This window comes from Paraburkholderia kirstenboschensis, assembly GCF_904848585.1.
GTDB lineage: Bacteria > Pseudomonadota > Gammaproteobacteria > Burkholderiales > Burkholderiaceae > Paraburkholderia > Paraburkholderia kirstenboschensis.
In genome coordinates, this window is sequence record NZ_CAJHCR010000006.1 from 192,632 (window position 1) to 213,345 (window position 20,714).

Below are 20,714 nucleotides of genomic sequence, written 5' to 3' on the forward strand. Positions count from 1 at the left end.
CTTCTGCCTCAATGCGTGGAACGATACCACTCGGCCGTCGCGGCCAAGCCTTCGTCGGTCGACCAGGCCGGCTGCCAGCCCAGCACGCTCTCGATGCGCGACGTGTCGAGCCGAAGATCGCTAACGAGCCGGTCGATTGCGGCAGTACGGTCCGTCAGTCGGCCCGCAAGACGCAGCCAGCTGACGGGCACAGGCACCAGACGGCTCGGCTTGCCCAGATGCCGGCCGATCGCGCGCACTAGCCCGGCGACCATGGGTGCGTCGCGATCGGCGACATGGAAACAATGGCCCGCCGCGCGTGGATCGGTCGCGCATTGCGCGAGCGCCTGCGCGAGATTGCCGACGTACACGACGCTGCGCCGCGCCTCGATCGAGCCGAGGGGCAACGGCACGCCGCGCGCGACGGCCGTCATCAGACGGAGGAAATTCGCCCGCACCTGCGGCCCGTAAACGAGCGGCGGACGGACGATCACGACCTCAAAGCCGGTTTCCGAGCCGAACGCCGTCAACGCCTGCTCGGCCTCCAGCTTCGAATGGCCGTACGCGTCTTGCGGGGCAGCCGGATCGTCCTCGCGCAACGGCTGGCCACCGTCGACCTCCGCGATGGCCTTGATGCTGCTGACGAACACCATGCGCCGCACGCCATGGCGTTGAGCCGCTACGGCCACGCGCAGCGAGCCATTCACATTAGTCGCACGAAATTCGGCGAGCGGGTCAGCCGCCTCATCGCGCATAACGTGCACGCGAGCCGCCATGTGCACCGCGCAGTCGAACGAAAGCCCCGATGGCCAGTGGGCGTCGAGCCCCTCGAAGTCCTTGCCAGTGTGCACCCACTCTTGCACGCCGTCGACGCTGCTGCCGCGCTGCCTGACGAGCCCCGTGACTGCATGCCCACTTTGAAGCAAAGTCCGGCAAAGCACCCGACCGACGAAACCGCTTGCTCCTGTGACAAGAATTCTGCTCACAACAATTTCCAGCCGAAGCGGTTGAAGAACTTAAACGCCGACGCGGTGAACATCTTGAGATGCACCCAGCCCTTGCGCGACGCGCCTCCGCCGAAATGCAGCACACGCACAGCGGGTACATACGCGACGCGCCCGACGTCATGCGCGCGCAGGCTCAGGTCGTAGTCCTCGAAATACAGGAAGTAGCGAGGATCGAAGCCTGCCAGACGCCTCAGCCGGTCCGTGCGGAACAACATGAAGCAGCCGCTCACGATGGGCGGATCCCAGATCACGTCGTGCTCGTTAATCACATCGCGCATCTCGTAGCACGCGAGTCGCCGCTGGAAATGCCGCCGCATGCCACCCGGCAGAAAGCCTCGCACAAACAGATCGAGCAGCGTAGGGTAGCGGCGGCACAGATACTGGAGGCCGCCACGTTCATCGACTATGCGCGGCGTCAGCAAAGCGGCGTCCGGATGCTGTTCGAAAAAGGCAAGCGCCTCGACGAATACCGACGGGTCCAAGTCGACGTCGGGATTCAGAATGAGATGGTACTTGCTCGCAGCCCGCTCGATCGCCAGGTTGTGACCGCGCCCATACCCGACATTGCCGTGACCGCTGATGACGCTATATGAGACGTCCGGCTGTTCGCCCACATCAAGCTTGGCCTGCGCCTCCGCCAATCCCCCATTGTCGACAAGACAGACGGTGAACGTCAATTCAGGCCGCTGGCGTTGCAGTTCGGCGCTGGCAACGGCCAAGCTCGCCAAGGTGCGCGCCAGCAATTTCGCATCAGGACGATAGATCACGATTGACACGGAGAATCCAACAATGCCGTGCGGCGGGGGATTTGGAACAGTCATATGAAAGAGTAACTTTCGCGCGTTTCCCGCGTTCTTCGATAAAAACCGATGATGGCCTCGGCGGCTCGCAAGTGTGCGCAAGTTTGACCCTCGTGGCAAGCTATTCGCGCCGCACCGTCCTTTCGGCATCGTTGGCATGACATCCCTGGCTCTAATTGCTTCGTTGCCGTCGAGAAGTGCAGCTGACGTGGGAATTAAGCTCCGTCCGTTCGGATACATTGACTGGATCGAAAAGTCACTGTGTATAATCTTCACTTTCCTCGCTTGAACTACCGGCCACGCATGGGCCCACTTGATAAACCGCGTACCGACAGCGTCACGGTCATTGAAGACATGAAGCGTCAAAGGGCTGCAAGGTTAGGAATACAGGCGACCGACCGGCAGTGGAGGTACAGGCTCTTTACTGGACTTTTAGAGCGAATCTTGCTTGCATCCGCTCACGATAATGGGCCAGGAAGATTTTACCCGAGCCACGAGACCTGCCGCCGCAGGCTTTCCGCGGCATGCTCATCGTGCCGCAAGCGGTCACGCAGACCTATACCAATTTGTCGAGCCGGCGTGCAAGCTACTTCCGCCACAGGTGCTAACGCGCTCCGAGTAGCCTTACCTCTGCTCTGGGCAGCGAGTTCTGCGGTTAATTTTACAGATTTTGTCACACACCGACTCTCGACCCGGTAAAAGAGGATGCAATTGAAATGAAAGCAGTGTTGCTTGCTGGTGGTCTGGGCACCCGTATTTCTGAGGAAACGTATCTGAAGCCGAAGCCGATGATCGAAATCGGCGGCCGCCCCATCCTCTGGCACATCATGAAGACGTATTCCGCCCACGGGGTGAACGATTTTGTCGTCTGCTGCGGGTATAAAGGCTACGTGATCAAGGAATACTTCGCGAACTACTTTCTGCACATGTCCGACGTCACGTTCAATATGCGCGACAACGAGATGAAAGTTCACCAGAACAACGCGGAATCGTGGCGGGTGACGCTGGTCGACACCGGCGAACAGACGATGACCGGCGGGCGCCTGAAGCGTGTCGCGCAATATCTGGACGGCGAGGACTTCTGCTTTACGTATGGCGACGGCGTGGGCAATGTCGACATCACAAAGCTAATCGAATTTCACAGGGCGGGCGGCAAGCTCGCTACGCTGACCGCCACGCAGCCGCCAGGTCGTTTTGGCGCGCTCGACGTGCAGGGCAACCTCATTCGCAGCTTCCAGGAAAAACCCCACGGCGACGGCGCGTGGATCAACGGTGGCTTCTTCGTGCTGTCGCCGAAGGTCCTCGGATATATCGATGGCGACGACACGATCTGGGAACGCGGCCCGATGGAACGACTTGCGGCCGAAGGGCAGATGCAGGCGTGGTTCCATGAAGGCTTCTGGCAGCCGATGGACACCTTGCGCGACAAGAATCACCTCGAAGATCTTTGGAATTCGAACCAGGCGCCATGGAAAGTGTGGGCATGAACGAGCAATTCTGGCGAGGTAAACGCGTTCTGGTAACCGGCCATACCGGCTTCAAAGGAGGCTGGCTGTGCTTGTGGCTGCAACAACTTGGCGCCGAGGTCACCGGCTACGCGCTGGCCGCACCCACCGAGCCGAGCCTGTTCAAGGCGGCGCGGGTGAGCGACGGCATGAAATCGATCATCGGCGACATTCGCGATCTCGATCATCTGACGCGCGTTTTTGCCCAAGCCCAGCCGCAGATCGTCATCCACATGGCGGCGCAGCCGCTCGTGCGTCTGTCGTACAAGGAACCGGTCGAAACCTATTCCACCAACGTGATGGGCACGGTTCATCTGCTTGAAGCGGTACGCCACACGCCATCGGTGCGCGCGGTCGTCAATGTCACGAGCGACAAGTGTTACGAGAACCGCGAGTGGGTGTGGGGTTACCGGGAAACCGAGCCGATGGGCGGCTTCGATCCGTACAGCAACAGCAAAGGCTGCGCTGAACTCGTCACCGATGCGTTCCGCAACTCGTACTTCAACCCGAATGCGTACGCCCAGCATCGTGTGGCGCTCGGCAGCGGTCGCGCCGGCAACGTGATCGGCGGCGGCGACTGGGCCGGCGACCGTCTGATTCCCGACATGATGCGCGCGGTCAGCAGCGGTACGCCCGTGCAAATCCGCAATCCACATGCGATCCGTCCGTGGCAGCACGTGCTCGAACCGTTGAGCGGCTATCTGCACCTCGCCGAGAAGCTATATGCGGAAGGTCCGAAGTTCATCGGCGGTTGGAATTTCGGCCCTAACGATTCGGACACGCAACCCGTCCAGTGGATCGTCGAGCGCCTCGTTGCCCGTTGGGGCGAGGGCGCCGTCTGGCTACGCGATGCAGCGCAGCAACCTCACGAGGCGACCTATCTGAAGCTCGATTGCTCGAAGGCCAAAAGTCTGCTCGGCTGGTCGCCGCGTTGGACACTTTCCGAGGCGATCGACCGCATCGTCGAGTGGCATCAGGCTTTCCTGCATAACGCCGACATGCGCGCGCTGTCCCTTTCACAAATTAACGCTTACCAAATCAAATGACGACCCCCAGTAAAGAACAGATCCGCGAGCAAATCATCCAATTGGTCAGGCAGTTCGGCGAACTCGCGACGCGTGCCCCCGATTTCGAAGCCGGCGTCACGGTAATCCCACCCTCGGGCAAGGTGATTGGCGCGCGCGAGCTAGAACTGATGGTGGACGCGTCGCTCGACGGCTGGCTCACCACCGGGCGCTTCAACGACCAGTTCGAACAGCGTCTCGCGAAGTTCATCGGCGTGCAGCACCTAATTACGGTCAATTCGGGTTCGTCGGCAAACCTGGTCGCGTTTTCCACGCTGACCTCGCCGAAGCTCGGCGACCGCGCGATCAAGCCGGGCGACGAAGTGATCGGCGTGGCTGCCGGCTTCCCGACCACCGTCAACCCGATTCTGCAATTCGGCGCTGTGCCGGTGTTCGTTGACGTCGAACTGGGCACGTACAACATCGACGCTTCGAAGATCGAAGCCGCGGTCAGCCCTAGGACCAAGGCGATCATGCTGGCCCACACACTGGGCAACCCGTACAACCTCGACGTGATCGTCGCGCTGTGCAAGAAGTACAACCTGTGGCTGATCGAAGACTGCTGTGACGCGCTCGGCTCGACCTACGACGGCAAGATGGTCGGCACGTTCGGCGACATCGGCACGCTGAGCTTCTACCCCGCTCACCACATCACCATGGGTGAAGGCGGCGCCGTGTTCACGAACAATCCTGACCTGCGCCTGATCGCTGAATCGTTCCGCGACTGGGGGCGCGATTGCTACTGCCCGCCGGGTAAAGACAATACCTGCGGCAAGCGTTTTTGCTGGAAGCTCGGCAATCTGCCGGAAGGTTACGATCACAAGTACACGTACTCGCACCTCGGCTACAACCTGAAGATCACCGACATGCAGGCTGCCTGCGGCCTGGCGCAGCTCGACCGCGCGGCCGAGTTCGTCGAAGCGCGCCGCCGCAATTTCGCCTATCTGAAGACCCGCCTCGCCAGCTGCGCCGAATTTGTGATCTTGCCGGAAGCGACGCCGAATTCTGACCCGTCGTGGTTCGGCTTCCCGATCACGCTGAAGCCGGAAGCGAGCCTGCGCCGCGTCGACCTACTGACCTATCTCGACCAGAACAAGATCGGCACGCGCCTGCTCTTCGCGGGCAATCTGACGCGTCAGCCTTACATGATTGGTCGCAACTATCGCGTGAGCGGCGAGCTCACCAACACCGATGTGATCATGAACGACACGTTCTGGGTCGGCACCTTCCCGGGTCTGAAAGAGCCGCAGCTCGACTACGTCGCCGAGAAGATCGAAACCTTCCTCGGCGTCAACTTCTGAACCCTCGACCCATGAACGGAACCACTCTTTGAAAGGCAGCAAGCCACCATGTTGAACAGGCTGAAAGCGGCATTCACCGGCGACAGGGAAACGCGCAAAAAAATGTTGCGCTACCTGCTCGTGGGCGGTATCAATACCGCCTTCGGCTACTTCGCCACGGTCGGTTTGTACTACGCGTTGCGGCCGCACCTGCACATCATCGTGATCGGTCTGATCGCCAACGTGATCTGCATCACGGAGTCGTTCATTACGTACAAGCTAGTCGTATTCAACTCGCGCGAGCCGTGGTTGCGCGAATATTTGCGCTGCTATGTCGTCTACGGCAGTAGCGCGCTCATCGGCATCGCCGGGTTATGGCTGCTCGTGAACGTCCTTGGGATTCCGTTCTGGCTTGCTCAAGGGCTGCTCATGGGCATCAGCGTGGCCATTTCGTATGCGGGCCACGACCGATTCACATTCAAAAAAGTACAGCGCGGATGAGCGAAAAGAAACTGGTCAGTATCGTTGCCGGGTGCTTCAACGAGCGGGATAACATCGCCGAACTTCATCAGCGCATTACGGCCGTGATGGCGCAAGTGCCCCATCTCGACTACGAGATCCTGCTGATCGACAACGCATCGACCGACGGCACAGTTGAAGTCATCCGGGAAATCGCGGCACAGGACAAACACCTGAAGGCGATCGTCAACGTCCGCAACTTCGGCCACATCCGCTCCCCCTACCATGCGCTGCTGCTCGCACAGGGCGACGCGGTGATCGGCATGGCCTCGGACCTCGAAGACCCGCCCGAACTGATCCTGGATTTCATCCGCAAATGGGAAGAAGGCTTCAAGGTCGCGATCGGCGTGCGCCGCAAGCACGAAGAGCGCGGTTTGATGCCATTGATGCGCAAGGCCTACTACAACCTGATCACGCGCATTTCGGAAGTTGAGCAGGTGCAGAACTTCACCGGCTTTGGTCTGTACGACAAGGCGGTGATGAACATCCTGCGCCAGATAGAGGACCCGTACCCGTATTTCCGCGGCCTGATCTGCGAAATCGGCTACGCCCGTGCAGAGATCCCGTTTGACAAGCCGGTTCGCAAGCGCGGCATTTCGAAGGGAACGTTCCTCGTCTATCTCGACAGCGCGCTCCTCGGCATCGTCAACCATTCAAAGGCGCCGCTGCGCCTGGCGACGATGATCGGCATCACCATGAGCGGCCTCAGTTTCCTGACGGGCATTTACTATCTCGTGCGCAAGCTGTTGGAGTGGAACGAATTTCAGATGGGCATCGCGCCGCTCGCGGTCGGCCTGTTCTTCTTCATGGGCATGCTGTTCCTGCTGATGGGGCTTCTTGGCGAATACGTCGGCCTGCTGGTGACGCACACGGTGAAGCGGCCGATGGTGGTCGAGCGCGAACGCATCAACTTTGACTGAGGGTTTCATGGGACACACGATTCCGAGCGGCCACACGCTGTTTCAGCGCGATCTGGAACACATCGCCGCGCTACTCGAAGGTGATTTCCCGCAGTTGCGCGGAGCACACTTGTTCATCACGGGCGGCACGGGTTTTTTCGGCATCTGGCTGCTCGAAACCCTGCTGTGGGCGAACGAGAAGCACGCGCTGAATCTGCGCATCACGGTGCTGAGCCGCTCGCCGGGGAAATTCCTCGAACAGCGCGCGCCGCACCTGCGGGGCCGCCCGGGGCTGAGTTTCGTCGCCGGCAACCTGACCGATTTCGAGTTCCCCGCCGAAGCCTGCAGCCACATTCTGCATGCGGCGTCGGAAACCAATCTCGAACGGTCCGCCGACTGGGCGCAGCGCCATCTTACCGGGGCGCTCGACGGCACGCGCCGTCTGCTCGACATGGCCGCCGTGCATCGATCGGAAGCGGTGGTGATCACCACGTCCGGCGCGGTTTATTCGCCGATGGACTCCGTCGTCGATAATCTGTGCGTGGAAGGGCCGGCCGGCATCGCCGACTATGCGTCCGAGCGGATCGTCTACGGCCAGTCCAAGCGCATGATGGAAATACTGACGTCTGTCGCCGCGCAACAGCACGGCTATCGCGCGCTGATCGCGCGCTGCTTCGCGTTTGTCGGCCCGTATCTTGCGCTCGACAGCAACTACGCCATCGGCAACTTCATCCGCGACGCGCTCGCGAACCGAGATATCGTGGTAGGCGGCGACGGCACGCCGCTGCGCTCGTACCTGTACGCGGCGGACCTCGTCGTGTGGCTGATCCGCGTGCTGATGCGCGGCCGCTCGGGCGTGCCGTACAACGTCGGCGGCGACGAGATCGTATCGATCGGCGAATTGGCGCGCACAGTCGCGAAAGTCGCGGGCCGGCCGGATACGGTGGTCATAAAAGGCACACCGGTGCCGGGCGCGAAGCCGTCGGCGTATCTGCCGTCGCTTGAGCGCGCTAAAACCGAACTCGATTTGCAGGTCTCGATTCCGCTTGAAGAAGCGATCCGGCGCACGATGGAGTGGCATCGTGCGCGAAGCGGCAAGGTAGTGTGACGAGCGGTGAAACGACGGCGTCCAGACGCCGCCTGTCGATAGATCGTGGAGAAGGCTTCGTCACTTCGAAGCTTTGTAATTACATTTTTGGGCAAAATCGAATGGCAATCAGTGTCTCGGATTATGTGTTCCAGCGAGTCGCAGAAGCTGGAGTCAAGGACGTGTTCATGGTGTCGGGCGGCGGCATCATGTACCTGACGGATGCGCTGAACCGGTCGAAAGATCTGCGCTACTGGTGCAACTACCACGAACAGGCATGCGCGATCGCCGCGGAAGGCTACGCACGCACCACGGAAAACCTCGGCGTTTGCCTCGTTACCACGGGTCCGGGCAGCACCAATGCGCTGAGTGGCGTCGCGGGCGCGTTCGTCGACTCCATCCCAGTGCTGGTGATTTCCGGCCAGGTGCGCACCGCCATCATGGCCGACTACAGCTACCAGCGTCAGGTCGGTCCGCAGGAAATCAACATCACGCCAATGGCCGAGCCGGTCACGAAGCACAGCGTGACGGTGACCAATCCGGAAGACCTGCGCTACGAACTGGAAAAGTGCCTGTACCTGGCGCGTGCTGGACGCCCCGGCCCGGTCTGGCTGAATCTGCCGCTCGATATCCAGTCGGCGATGATCGAACCGGAACAGCAGCGCGCGTTCGTTCCGGAGGGAAAAGCCACGCCGGAACTCGACCCGGCCAAGCTCGATCAGGTCGCCGAACTGCTGCTCGCCTCGAAGCGCCCAGTCATCATCGGCGGTAACGGCATCGTGCTCGGCCATGCCCGCGAGGCGTTTCGCGAACTCGTCGCGAAATTGCGAATTCCGGCGCTGTCGACGATCAGTGGCATGGACATCCTCGCAGAAGAAAACCCGTTGTTCCAGGGCCGCATAGGGCCGGGTGGACAGCGCCGTGCGAACTTCGCTCTGCAGAATTCCGACCTCGTGCTCGCGCTCGGCACGAGCCTCTCGATCTCGGCCATCGGCTTCAGCGACAAGTTCGCGCCGAAGGCAAAGAAGGTGCTCGTCAATATCGACGCCGGCGACCTGGAAAAGAAAAATATCACGATCGAATACCCGGTCCTCGCGGACGTGAAGGAATTCATCGAAGGCCTGCTGAAACGCGTCGAAGCGCACACCTACCAGCCGACGCAGCGTTGGCTCGACGCCTGCGCGATGTGGAAGCGCGAATACCCGCCGATGCCGGCGCCGGAGCTTCTGCAAAAAACTCACGTCGACATCTACGCGGCGTACGACGAACTGTCTCGCCAACTCGACAATACCGACGTCGTGGTCAGCGGCAATTCGCTCGACGGCTGCATCATCGCGTATCAGAACCATCGCGTGAAGGACGGCCAGGTCGCGTTCACGAGCGCGTGCATGGGCGCCATGGGCTGGGATCTTCCAGCGCTCGTCGGCGCATGCATCGCAGACGACCAGAAGCGCCGCGGCGTGCTAGTGACGGGCGACGGCAGTGTGCTGTTCAACATCCAGGAACTGATGTTCCTAGCGCAGAACCGCCTGAACGCCAAGCTCTTCATCAGCAACAACGATGGCTATCAAAGCATGCGCAACACGCAACGCCGCTTCTTCGACGGCCGTGAAATTGGTACCGATAAACTGTCCGGCGTGGGCAACCCGAACTTCAAGAAGCTAGCGGAAGCCTTCGGTCTGAAGTACATGCTGATCGAAACGAACGACCAGTTGCAGGACGCGATCAAGACCGTGTTCGCCGACAAGGAGCCGTGGATCGTCGAAATGCTGGTCTCGCAGGCACAGCAACGCTTCCGCGCCAATTCGTACCGTAAGCCGGACGGCACGATCGCATCGCGTCCAATGGAAGACATGGACCCGCTGCTGCCGCGTGAAGAGTTGGAACGCAACATGACTATGTTCGACAACGACGACTGAGTGCGCAGCCGCCGTCCGTTTCGCCCGGACAGCGGCTTTCCCACGCCATTCGACGATTGTTCGGATCGTTCGAGTTGTTCGGATCGACGCTCGAGCCTGACACCCGAGCGTGCCGATTGTGGCCCCCCTTGTAGGGTGCCCTCCATTTTTGCCGCTCCGTGAATCCGCTACCTCACGCCGCGGAATTCGATCTTGTTCGTCCGTCCTTCATCTTCGGCCCGATCTTTCTAATGTCCAATGTACGCAACCGCCCGCCGATCGGCGCGCTCACCAGTTTGAGAGGCGCCGCCGCGTTGCTGGTTGTCGTGCATCACATGGGGCTGCTGATGTTGCCGCTCAAGGACACGAGCTTCGCGCCCGCGCTGCAAGCGTCCGGCGTGCTCGGTATGACGACGTTTTTTGTGTTAAGCGGCTTCGTCATACATTACAACTACGCCGACCGCCTGACCGCCGATCGCGAGCGCGGCATCCTCGCTTTTTTGTTCGCCCGCTTCGCCCGCCTGTATCCGCTGTATCTCCCGGTGATCCTAATCAATTGCGCGGCGAACCTCGGTCGCGCGGCGTATCACGGCAACCAGCTGGCGGCGAACGTCTATTCCGCGTCGCTTCCGGTCTATCTGACTGGAATGCAGTCGTGGTTTTACTCCACGGTCAACGGCTTCAATCTGTCGATCTCGCAGGAACTCGCGAACAACTCCTGGTCGATTAGTGTCGAATTTTTCCTCTATCTACTGTTCATTCCACTCGCGCTGTACGGCGGTTTCAAGCGCCACTCGTTGTGGCACGGAATCGTCCTGACGGTCGCGGCGATGGTCTTGCGCACCGCGTTCATCCGAATGGCGTCCAGCGAGGAAGTAGTGAACAGCATGTCGCAGATCTGGGGTGCGTCGCAAAGCGTCGACCCGACGCATTGGCTTGTCTATTACTCACCGTACGGGCGAGTTTTCGAATTCCTCGCCGGCGTCGGTATCGCCGAGATCTGGCTGTCCGCGCCCGGTCACGCGCATTCGGCCCGGGCGCGATTGATCTCTCGACTGCTCGGCGTCGTCGCCATTGCGTACATCGGCGGTTCGTTGCTCGACTCCACGCTGTTCAGCGCACCGCGCCTGTACGGCGGCTATCGCATGTACAGCGGCTATTCGATCGCCGTCCCCGGCGCAATCTATGCGGCCTGTCAGAGCCGCAACTGGCTCGGCAAACTGGCGTGCGCGGCGCCCTTGATGTTCGTCGGTGAAATCAGCTACTCGCTCTACCTGCTGCACGGAAACCTGTACGCGTTTTTCATGGTAAAGCCCGGGGGCGACTTGGCCCGGCAAGCCCCCGAGATGATCTGGAAATCCGCAGCATTTCTTGCAATCCTGTTCGTGACGGCTTGGCTCGCCTACCGGTTCATCGAGATGCCCGCACGCCGCTGGATCATGAACTTTTATAAAAACGGCATGATGCTGCCCGCATTGACGCCAGCATCGAAAACTCCGGAAGGATGACGCCAGCGTCCGTCCCCGCTTCGCTCCGCTTGATTGGCAATGTAAAGTAACAGTCGCCGCAACACATAGGAAAGGAACACAATGTCCACCAAAAAACGAATCCTCGTCACCGGTGCCGACGGTTTTATTGGCTCGCACCTGACGGAATACTTGGTAAGGGCCGGTTACGACGTACGCGCCTTTGTTCTGTATAACTCCTTTAATTCGTGGGGCTGGCTCGATCGCGCGCCAGCGGACATCAAGTCGTCGCTGGACGTTTTTGCCGGCGACATCCGCGACCCGCACGGCGTGCGCAGCGCCGTGGAAGGCTGCGATACCGTGCTCCACCTCGCCGCGCTGATCGCGATTCCGTACTCGTATCACTCGCCCGACACCTACGTCGACACGAACGTCAAAGGCACGTTGAACATCGTGCAGGCGGCGCGCGATCTTGGCGCCCGCGTGGTCCACACGTCGACTAGCGAGGTTTACGGAACGGCGCGCACCGTGCCGATCGCCGAAACGCATCCGCTGCAAGGCCAATCGCCGTATTCGGCGTCCAAGATCGGCGCCGATCAGATCGCGTTGTCGTTCTACATGTCGTTCGAAACACCCGTCGCCGTGTTGCGTCCGTTCAACACGTACGGACCGCGCCAGTCGGCGCGCGCGGTGATTCCGAGCATCATCACGCAGATCGCCAACGGGCAACGCAACCTAAAACTCGGTTCGCTGCATCCTACGCGCGACTTCAACTTCGTGAGCGATACGGTGCGCGCGTTCGAAGCCGTGATGAAGAGCGATGAGGCGCTGGGCCAGGTGCTCAACGCGGGTAGCGGCTTCGAAGTGAGCATCGGCGATACGGTGCGGATGATCGCCGAGACGATGGGCGCCGAAGTGACGATCGCAACCGACGAACAGCGTCTGCGTCCGGAAAAGAGCGAAGTCGAACGACTGCTTGCCGACAATTCCCGCCTGCGAGAGTTGACGGGCTGGGCGCCGGAATTTGGGAGTGTGGAAGGCTTCCGCAAGGGCCTCGCCAAAACGGTCGAGTGGTTCACGGACCCCGCCAACCTCGCTGCCTACAAGGCCGATCGTTATAACGTCTGATCAACTCTATCGAACCATGAGCCGAGCCACGACCATTGTGCAGATTGTTCGGGACGCTTATCGCGCCGAAGGTTTCCTGCCACTGCACGCCCCTGTCTTCCAAGGCAACGAAAGCGCCTATGTGCAGGCGACGATCGAGTCCACGTTCGTGTCGTCCGTCGGCGCCTATGTCGACCAGTTCGAAGCGATGCTGCGCGAGATTACCGGCGCGTCGCACGTGATCGCGACGACCAACGGCACGACCGCGCTGCACATGTCGTTACTGCTCGCCGGCGTGGGCCGCGACGATCTGGTGATCACGCAATCGCTCAGCTTTGTCGCGACCGCGAATTCGATCGCCCACGCCGGCGCGACGCCCGCGTTCGTCGACGTCGACGCTGACTCGTACGGCCTCTCTCATACCGCGCTGAAAGCGTTTCTCGAAAGCGAATGCGTGCTGACCAACGCGGGCTGTATCCATCGCGCCACGGGCCGCCGTGTGGCCGCCTGCGTGCCAATGCATTCGTTTGGCCTACCCGCGCGAATCGAAGAGATTGTCGAGATCGCCACCGCATGGCGCATTTCGGTTATCGAAGACGCTGCTGAAGCGCTCGGCAGCAAGATCGGCTCGCGCCATTGCGGCACATTCGGCAAGCTAGGCACGCTGAGCTTCAACGGCAACAAGATCGTCACCACCGGCGGCGGCGGCGCGATCATGACCAACGACCCGGAACTTGGCAAGCGCGCGAAGCATCTGACCACCACCGCCAAGGTCCCGCACCGCTGGCGTTTCGAGCACGATGCAATCGGCTTCAATTTCCGCCTGCCCAATCTGAACGCGGCGCTCGGCTGCGCGCAACTGGAACAACTCGATGCGTTCATCGCGTACAAGCGCGATCTCGCGCAACGCTACAGCGAGGCATTCGCGAAAGCCGACATTCCGTTCGTCACGGAGCGTCCGGGCACTACGTCGAACTACTGGCTGTGCGCGATCTTGCTGAAAGATCTCGCCGAGCGCGACGAATGCCTTGAAATCACTAACGAAGCCGGTGTGATGACGCGCCCGATCTGGGAACCGCTGCACACGCTGCCGATGTTCTCGTCGGCGCCGCGTGGCCCGCTCGAAGTCACGCAGGAGATCGCCAGCCGCCTGATCAATATCCCGAGCGGCGTGTTGCGCCAGCCGGCCTGAGCATGGACATCCTGTTATTCGGCGGCGGCGGCCATTGCAAGGCCGTCATCGACGTGATCGAGGCGGAAGGCAGCTGGCGAATCGCCGGCATCGTCGAGGCGCAGGGCAGTACGACGCGCGACGTGCTCGGCTATCCGGTCGTCGGCCACGACGATCAGCTCGAGGATCTGTTGCGGCTATGTCCGAACGCCTTGGTCACCGTCGGACAGATCAAGTCGCCGTCGATCCGGCAGCGCATCTTCACCCGACTCACCGCAACCGGCTTCATGCTGCCGACTATCGTTTCGCCGCTCGCGCGGGTCGCGCGCGGCGTGCGCCTCGGCGCCGGTACGGTCGTCATGCACTACGCGCAAGTCGGCCCCGACGCGACCGTCGGCGCGAATTCCATCATCAACACGCGTGCGCTCGTCGAGCATGACGCCGCTGTCGGCAGCCATTGCCACGTCGCGACCACCGCCGTGCTAAACGGCCAGGTCGTGGTGGGCGACGGCACGCTGATCGGTAGCGGCGCGATCTGCCGCGAAGGCATCACGATTGGCGCGAACTGCCTCGTGGCGATGGGCTCGCGCGTACGCAAGCCGGTAACGGACGGCACTTTGTACTTGGGAGACAAATCCAGATGACCCAGCATTGCACGGTAATCGCCGAAGCCGGCGTCAATCACAATGGCTCTCTCGATCTGGCCTATCAGCTGATCGACGCGGCGGCAGCGGCCGGCGCAGACTACGTAAAATTTCAGACGTTTAGAGCCGAATCGCTCGTCACACGCGCCGCACCCAAGGCCGAGTATCAAAAAGCTACCACCGACAACGCCGAGTCGCAATTCGACATGCTCAAGCGCCTCGAACTGCCTCAGGAAGCGTTCGCGGAGCTCGCAAAATATTGCGCGCAAAAGAACATCGGATTCATGTCGACGCCGTTCGACCTTGAGGCAGCGCGCATGCTGGCGAATCTCGGCATGAGTACGTTCAAGGTATCGTCAGGCGACCTGACCAATGTGCCGTTCCTGCGCGAGATCGGCAAGCTGGGCCGGCCGGTCATCCTGTCGTCCGGGATGGCGACGCTCGGCGAAATCGAAGACGCGGTTGCGGCGTTGCAGGGCGTCGGCACGCCGATCGAGCAGATCACGTTGCTGCATTGCACGACCGAGTATCCTGCCCCCGCGGAGGAAGTCAACCTGCTGGCAATGAACACGATCCGGGCGGCGTTTCCGGGCGCGACGATCGGCTATTCGGACCACACTCGAGGCATCGACATTCCGATTGCGGCTACCGCGCTCGGCGCGCAGGTGATCGAAAAGCATTTCACGCTCGATCGCACAATGACGGGCCCGGATCACAAAGCGAGTCTCGAACCGGCGGAACTGGATGCAATGGTGAAGGCGATCCGGCGCGTGAGCCTTGCGCTCGGCACTGGACGCAAACAGCCCACCGCCTCGGAAATTCCGAACCGCCTGATCGCGCGCAAGAGCATCGTCGCGGCGCGGCCGATTGCGCGAGGCGAAACGCTGTCAGAACAGAATCTTGCAGTGCGACGCCCAGGCAATGGCTTGTCGCCCGCGCGCTGGGATGAGGTCGTCGGCAAATCGGCCGCGCGCGACTACGCGCAAGACGAGCCGATTTGAGCCGTCTGTTCGGACGAGGCCGGGCATTTGATCGAGGCGGCGCGTCCGACCGCGTCGTCTAACAACACGTTTGCGAGAGTATTCATGCGTATTTTGATAGTCGGATATGGTTCGATCGGTGCGCGCCATAGCCGGATCGCCGCGGCGCTGGGCATGCAAGTGGCATGCGTGTCCGCCAACACCGATTGCCCTTTCCAGCGCTTTGAGAGCACGGCGGACGCAATTGTGAGATTTGCGCCCGATCGCATCGTGGTCGCAAACGCTACCGCGCGTCATGCGGACACCGTCAGGGAAATCGCGCGCGCCGGCTTCGATGGCGGCTTGCTGATCGAGAAGCCGGTGTACGGCTTTCCCGACGAAACGCCGGAGGTCGGCAATATGCGCGCGTATGTCGCTTACAACCTGCGGTTCCATCCGCTCGTGCAGGCGCTGCGCGAACATGTCGCGCGTCTGCCGGTGCTGTACTCGGCGTCCTTCCACGCCGGCCAGCACCTGCCGCAATGGCGCGCGGGCACCGACTACCGGCGCTCGTATTCGGCCAGCGTCGAACAGGGCGGCGGCGTGCTGCGAGATCTATCGCACGAGATCGATCTCGCGCTATGGCTATGCGGGCCTGCTGACCGCGTGGCTGCTCTCGGCGGTCATTTCAGCGACCTCGAAATCCGTAGCGACGACGTCTTTACGACGCTGTCGGCGAATCGGCGCTGCCCCGCGGTGTCGATCGGCATCAACTATCTCGACCGCATGCCGCAGCGTTCGATCTCGTTGAACGGCCCCGGCCTGACCGCGGTGCTCGATCTCGTGAACGGATCGTTGACCGTCAACGGTGAACTCACGCGTATGGAAACGGAACGAGACGCTACCTATACCGCCCAGCTCGAGGCCTTTGTTCGCGACGACACATCGACGTTGTGCACGCTCGCCGAGGGCGTCGACGTGGTCCGCTTCATCGGCGCGGCGGAGAATGCTGCTGCCCGCAGTACCTGGATCTCACTCTAACCCTATTTTGTGACCATCGATCATGCGTCGAATCGAAGAACTCATGTCGCTTGCGGGCAAGACCGCGGTTATCACAGGTGGCGCTGGACACCTCGGCGCAGCGATGGCCGAAGCTCTGGCGGAAGCTCACGCGACGGTCGTGCTCGCCGACCGGCAAATCCAGCAGCTGGACGAAACCGCGAAGGCAATCCGCTCGCGGACCTCGGCGCGCGTCGAAACGTTCCAGCTCGAACTTGGGGACGAGACCGCCGTGCGCGCGCTGCCGGAACAGATCGCACAGTTGTGCGGCGGCCTCGACGTGCTGGTCAATTGCGCGGCATTCGTCGGCACGTCACAACTGGAAGGCTGGGCAGTACCGTTCGAACAGCAGAAAACGCCGGCGTGGCGCGCGGCATTCGAAGTCAACGTGACGTCCGTGTTCGAGCTGGTGCAAGCTGCGTTGCCATACCTCAAGCAATCCGGCAAGGGGTCGGTGATCAACATCGCGTCGCTGTACGGCATCGTCGGTCCGGACTGGCGGCTCTACGAGGGCACCGCGATGGGCAACCCCGCGGCATACGGCGCGAGCAAAGGCGCACTGATCCAGCTGACCAACTGGCTCTCGACCACCCTCGCGCCACACGTGCGCGTCAACACGATCAGCCCCGGCGGCGTTTGGCGCAACCAGCCGGAAGAGTTCACGAAACGCTACGTCGAGCGCACGCCGCTCGGCCGGATGGCCATCGAAGAGGATTTCAAGGGGGCAGCGCTTTTCCTCGCCAGCGACCTCTCCGCCTACGTGACCGGACAGAATCTCGTCGTCGACGGCGGCTGGTGCGCCTGGTAACTAGTCTTGCCGTATCAAACCACCGCACAATCGAATAACTAGACGGAACACCGCTGGATGAAGAAGTTAATCCTTTGGGCAAGACACGTACCCATCTTCTTGGTGGCAATATTCGGCGGCACTGCGCTCATCGCATGCAACCCTGGGTACTTCTGGGACGACTGGGTCTGGCTTTTCCAGGATTCGGCGAGCAGCATCCAGATCGGCAGAGAGCTCGGTGTGTGGTGGGCCGGCTACCTGACCAACGCGATCAATCAGCTAGCCGCGCCTTCGTTGACTTTGCGCGCGGTCGCGCTGGTCTCGTGGGTCGTCACCGCGATCGCCATTACGTACGTGCTGCGCCAGCGCGGCCAGATTTCGGCGCGTGAAGCCGTGCAGCTGTTCCTGATCTACTGCGCGACGCACATCGTGCCGGTGCGCTTCCTGACCAGCGTCGCGATGTACAACGTGTATATCGCGTCGTTCTGGATCGGTTGTGCGCTGCTGATCGCACGCCCGCGCTCGTTCAAGCTGCGCTTTGCCAGTCTGCTGTGCTTCTTCTTGTCGTTCTACCTGAATTCGCTATTGTTTCTGTACGCGCTGCTGATGGCGCTCCTCGCGCTCGAAGAATTAAGCCGCGACGCGGGCGTCAAAATACCGCCAAGCATCAAAGCGCTCGGGAACTTCGGTACGTTGCGCGCTGAACTCGCCGCGTTTGGCAAAAACCTGCTAGCGCCGTTGCGAGCGTTCGTGCTGCGGCACATTGCGTTTCTCGCGCTACCCGTGCTGTTCCTCGCGATCAAGAAGTTCACGACTGCCCCTTCGCCGCTCTACAACACCTATAACGACGTCGACCGTCACCTTGTCGTCCGCGCGATCTCGGATTCGTTTACGCTGATCCGGCCGGTGCTCCGCGACTTCTTCGCGACGGCGTCGCGAACCGTGGCGCCTCTCGCGCTCGTCATCGCGGGCGTCGTCTGCTTCCTGCTGTTGCGCCTGTTGCCGCGCAACCCGTCTCGCACCTCGACTCGCAACGCGCTCGCCCAGCTTGTCCTCGGTCTTCTGATCTTCGCTGCAGCGGTCTATCCGTACATCGTCGTGGCGAAGACACCGGATCTGATGAGTTTCTATGATGCTCGCAACATCCTGCCTGCAGTGGCGGGGATCGACCTAGTCCTACTCGCACTTTTGAACGTGCTCGATCGCGGCTTTGCGTATGTGCCGTTCCTGCGCTCCTACGGCCGGGACCTGGTGCTCGGCTACATTCTCGGCGCGTCGATCTGCGCGGGCTTCATGAGCGGCGTGGGTCTCTGGCGCGACTGGATGAGACAAAGCGCCGGCATGCACTACCTCGCGATGCACCGCCACCAGATCGGCGACGCGCGCACCTTCGTATTCGACGACTCGTCGACGGACAGCCGCTATCGCGATCGCACTGTGCTGAACTACGAATACACCGGCAACTTGATCACGGTGTTCGGCGCACGCAGCCGTTTCGGGATTTCGGTAAGCGAGTATTTCAGCCTGCCGCCCGCCGTTCCGCTTCTGTCGAACTCGTATCTAAGGCAACGCTTCAATATCGCCGACTACGACTTCACGAAGCCTCATGTGATTGTCACCATCCACGACGGCGTGCTGAAGCTGAACACGAAGCGTACGCTCGATGTGCTGTGGTCTTACCTGAACGGGCAGAACTGGCAAGCAAGCCTCGACAACTACTTCTCTATCGATTTCGCGCGTGAATTCACCGAAACGGATCAGCGCGTCGACGAGATGTATAAGATCGCCGATGCGTTGAAAGCCTATCGGCTGGAGCATAGCGTCTATCCGACGAGCGTGCCCATGGCGCCGGATCAGTTGCCCGTCCACCAGATTTCGGCCACCGGCCGGGTCATTCCGGCCGTGCTGACCGGCGACATTCCCGGCTTGTTTCCCGCGTATGCGCCCCGCCCGGCGGACATGGTGCCGCACCCCGCCAATGAAGCGAACTACCTGTACATCTCGGACGGCGTAGATTACAAGCTGGTCTATGCCAATGCGCAGGACCAAGCTTATGCGAAACAGACGCACCCTGCGCTGTTCGATCCGGTGCGCGGCGGCTATGGCGTATGGACGTCCAACGCGCGCTTTTGGTAACCAGCGCCCGCATGAAACTGGAGGGAATATGAATAGAACGATCTGCTTTTTTACCGGCACTCGCGCCGAGTACGGCCTGCTCAGACCGCTGATGAAAGCGATAGCGTCGACACCGGGTGCGACGTTGAAAACGCTTGTGACCGGCTCGCATCTGGCAGAGTCGGCTGGCGCCACGTGGCGCGAAATCGCGGCCGACGGGTTGCCCATCGACGAACGCGTGGAAGTGCTGCTCGACAGCGGCACCGACGAGGGCGTCGCCGCGTCGATCGGCCTCGGCGTAATGCGTTATGCCGAGGCGCTCAAGCGCCTCGCGCCCGACATGCTCGTGATTTTGGGCGACCGTTTTGAAGCTATCGCGGCGGCCATCGCGGCAACCGTCTGTAAAACTCCAATCGTGCATATCCACGGCGGCGAGTTGACGCTCGGCGCGATGGACGACGCATTCCGGCACGCAATCACGAAGATGAGCCACCTGCATTTCACGAGCACGGAAGCTTATCGGCATCGCGTGATCCAACTTGGTGAAGATCCTGCGCGTGTACATAACGTCGGCGCCCTCGGCGTCGAGAATGCTCGCACGCTGCCGTTGCTGGAGCGTTCCGAGGTCGAGCGCCGCTTGAACCTCACGGCGGGACAACCGTATTTCCTCGTAACTTTTCATCCGGCGACACTCGACCGGCAAGTACCCGACGAGCAATTGCGAGCACTGCTGGATGCTCTCGAGACTTTCCCGGATCGCGCGATCGTGTTCACCGGTGCGAACGCAGATGCGGGTGGCGCCGGACTCAACCGGCTGCTCGCCGAATATGCACAGAAGCACGCCGACCGTTATCGCTTTTCGATGTCGCTCGGCGCAACGCTGTATCTGTCCGCTGCACGCGCGGCTGACGTCGTGATCGGCAATTCGTCGAGCGGAATCATCGAGGTGCCGAGCTTCGGTACGCCCACGGTCGATATCGGCATCCGCCAGCAGGGCCGAATTCGTAGCGAAAGCGTATTGACGTGCGCCGCCGAAATCGAAGCAATTAAGGGCGCCATTTCGAAAGCGCTGACGCCGGCATTTCGCGCCCGCGCTGCGACGGCCGCCAACCCCTATGAGCAGTCCGCGACCACCGCGAGGATGGTTGAAACACTAATGACGTGGGATAACGCGACTGCGTTGCACAAAAACTTCCACGACACGCTGCCGAATTCGTTGGCGCGCGCGCCAAGCGACGGGGTAGCGACGTGATATCATAAAGTAATAGTGGCTTGTCGAGGGAGTCATAACAGCGCGCGGCGGATACGTTGTTGTGTTGCGTTACTCCATGCTTCGTAGCGGCCACGCCCGCCTGACTCCCTCCCTTA

18 protein-coding genes are annotated in these 20,714 nt (G+C 61.2%); 16 read left to right on the forward strand and 2 right to left on the reverse strand.

Annotated elements, in window-relative coordinates:
- Positions 1-8 precede the first annotated feature (8 nt).
- Positions 9-965: a UDP-glucose 4-epimerase family protein gene (locus tag JMY24_RS18615; protein ID WP_128594409.1), complete on the reverse strand. Its 957-nt coding sequence runs from the start codon at positions 963-965 to the stop codon at positions 9-11.
- Positions 962-1,807 carry a glycosyltransferase family 2 protein gene (locus tag JMY24_RS18620; RefSeq protein ID WP_128594437.1) on the reverse strand — a complete coding sequence of 282 codons (846 nt, stop codon included), beginning with the start codon at positions 1,805-1,807 and terminating at the stop codon, positions 962-964. Before JMY24_RS18620 ends, JMY24_RS18615 begins: the two co-directional genes overlap by 4 nt.
- Before the next feature lie 695 nt (positions 1,808-2,502).
- Here JMY24_RS18620 and rfbF point away from each other — a divergent pair.
- The 16 genes from rfbF to neuC all read left to right on the forward strand — a co-directional run bounded on the left by rfbF (position 2,503) and on the right by neuC (position 20,598).
- Entirely contained in the window at positions 2,503-3,273 is a 771-nt protein-coding gene (gene rfbF, locus JMY24_RS18625; RefSeq protein ID WP_128594408.1) for a glucose-1-phosphate cytidylyltransferase, read from the forward strand.
- The gene (gene rfbG / locus JMY24_RS18630; RefSeq protein WP_193424982.1) at positions 3,270-4,337 is read left to right on the forward strand and encodes a CDP-glucose 4,6-dehydratase; all 1,068 of its coding nucleotides are present in this window, start codon (positions 3,270-3,272) and stop codon (positions 4,335-4,337) included. The genes rfbF and rfbG overlap by 4 nt, the downstream gene beginning before the upstream one ends.
- Complete coding sequence (gene rfbH / locus JMY24_RS18635; RefSeq protein ID WP_128594407.1) at positions 4,334-5,656, forward strand: lipopolysaccharide biosynthesis protein RfbH; 1,323 nt, start codon at positions 4,334-4,336, stop codon at positions 5,654-5,656. The genes rfbG and rfbH overlap by 4 nt, the downstream gene beginning before the upstream one ends.
- A 48-nt stretch (positions 5,657-5,704) precedes the next feature.
- Positions 5,705-6,136 (forward strand): GtrA family protein, encoded by a 432-nt coding sequence (locus JMY24_RS18640; RefSeq protein ID WP_201702654.1) that lies wholly within the window; start codon positions 5,705-5,707, stop codon positions 6,134-6,136.
- The gene (locus tag JMY24_RS18645) at positions 6,133-7,074 is read left to right on the forward strand and encodes a glycosyltransferase family 2 protein (RefSeq protein WP_201702656.1); all 942 of its coding nucleotides are present in this window, start codon (positions 6,133-6,135) and stop codon (positions 7,072-7,074) included. The genes JMY24_RS18640 and JMY24_RS18645 overlap by 4 nt, the downstream gene beginning before the upstream one ends.
- A 7-nt stretch (positions 7,075-7,081) precedes the next feature.
- Positions 7,082-8,161, forward strand: coding sequence for an NAD-dependent epimerase/dehydratase family protein (locus JMY24_RS18650; protein WP_201702659.1), 1,080 nt, complete (start codon positions 7,082-7,084; stop codon positions 8,159-8,161).
- Between the two features lie 101 nt (positions 8,162-8,262).
- Positions 8,263-10,059 (forward strand): thiamine pyrophosphate-binding protein, encoded by a 1,797-nt coding sequence (locus JMY24_RS18655; RefSeq protein ID WP_128594404.1) that lies wholly within the window; start codon positions 8,263-8,265, stop codon positions 10,057-10,059.
- A gap of 230 nt (positions 10,060-10,289) precedes the next feature.
- Positions 10,290-11,546, forward strand: a complete 1,257-nt coding sequence (locus JMY24_RS18660; RefSeq protein WP_201702661.1) for an acyltransferase family protein — start codon at positions 10,290-10,292, stop codon at positions 11,544-11,546.
- Between the two features lie 81 nt (positions 11,547-11,627).
- A complete protein-coding gene (locus tag JMY24_RS18665; protein ID WP_128594402.1) occupies positions 11,628-12,632 on the forward strand; it encodes an NAD-dependent 4,6-dehydratase LegB in 1,005 nt (334 codons plus the stop codon).
- Positions 12,633-12,648: 16 nt separating this feature from the next.
- Positions 12,649-13,803 carry a LegC family aminotransferase gene (locus tag JMY24_RS18670; protein WP_128594401.1) on the forward strand — a complete coding sequence of 385 codons (1,155 nt, stop codon included), beginning with the start codon at positions 12,649-12,651 and terminating at the stop codon, positions 13,801-13,803.
- 2 nt (positions 13,804-13,805) lie between these two features.
- Entirely contained in the window at positions 13,806-14,426 is a 621-nt protein-coding gene (locus JMY24_RS18675; RefSeq protein ID WP_201702663.1) for an acetyltransferase, read from the forward strand.
- Positions 14,423-15,427 carry an N-acetylneuraminate synthase gene (gene neuB, locus JMY24_RS18680; RefSeq protein ID WP_128594399.1) on the forward strand — a complete coding sequence of 335 codons (1,005 nt, stop codon included), beginning with the start codon at positions 14,423-14,425 and terminating at the stop codon, positions 15,425-15,427. Before JMY24_RS18675 ends, neuB begins: the two co-directional genes overlap by 4 nt.
- Before the next feature lie 84 nt (positions 15,428-15,511).
- Positions 15,512-16,426 (forward strand): Gfo/Idh/MocA family protein, encoded by a 915-nt coding sequence (locus JMY24_RS18685; protein WP_128594398.1) that lies wholly within the window; start codon positions 15,512-15,514, stop codon positions 16,424-16,426.
- Between the two features lie 22 nt (positions 16,427-16,448).
- Complete coding sequence (locus tag JMY24_RS18690) at positions 16,449-17,252, forward strand: SDR family oxidoreductase (protein ID WP_128594397.1); 804 nt, start codon at positions 16,449-16,451, stop codon at positions 17,250-17,252.
- 57 nt (positions 17,253-17,309) lie between these two features.
- On the forward strand, positions 17,310-19,367 hold the full coding sequence (locus JMY24_RS18695; RefSeq protein WP_201702665.1) for a hypothetical protein: 2,058 nt from the start codon (positions 17,310-17,312) through the stop codon (positions 19,365-19,367).
- 28 nt (positions 19,368-19,395) lie between these two features.
- A complete protein-coding gene (neuC, locus tag JMY24_RS18700; protein WP_128594394.1) occupies positions 19,396-20,598 on the forward strand; it encodes a UDP-N-acetylglucosamine 2-epimerase in 1,203 nt (400 codons plus the stop codon).
- The last annotated feature ends 116 nt before the right edge of the window (positions 20,599-20,714 follow it).